Origin of the sequence: Priestia sp. SIMBA_032 (assembly GCF_046535215.1) — a bacterium.
GTDB classification, from domain to species: domain Bacteria; phylum Bacillota; class Bacilli; order Bacillales; family Bacillaceae_H; genus Priestia; species Priestia aryabhattai.
The window spans coordinates 1-245 of the sequence record NZ_JAWRXD010001331.1; the positions used below are offsets into that span (position 1 = coordinate 1).

General features: G+C 56.7%; 1 protein-coding gene. It reads right to left on the minus strand.

Translation table 11 applies throughout. The annotated features are described in order from the left end of the window. Positions 1-183 (minus strand): hypothetical protein (locus SB717_RS38630; protein WP_410908526.1); only part of this gene is annotated, 183 nt, incomplete at its 3' end. Between the last annotated feature and the right edge of the window lie 62 nt (positions 184-245).

Below are 245 nucleotides of genomic sequence, written 5' to 3' on the forward strand. Positions count from 1 at the left end.
CAGGATGATCGTGAATCCGGCCACCAGAGCTTCCCGCCGGCGCGTCGGTGCCGGGCCGATCCGATGGATGTCTTTGATGAACTTTTCCAAACCGGTTGCTTGCGCGTCTGTTTCGCGATCACTCGGTGGATGGATTCGGTGATTGTGATGTGTTGTCGTCATGCATTCAAGGCTCGCCCACATCGGTTGACCCCACCAGTGCACCAGATCATCGATAAGCCCAGGAATACTCATGTCCGGGGCAT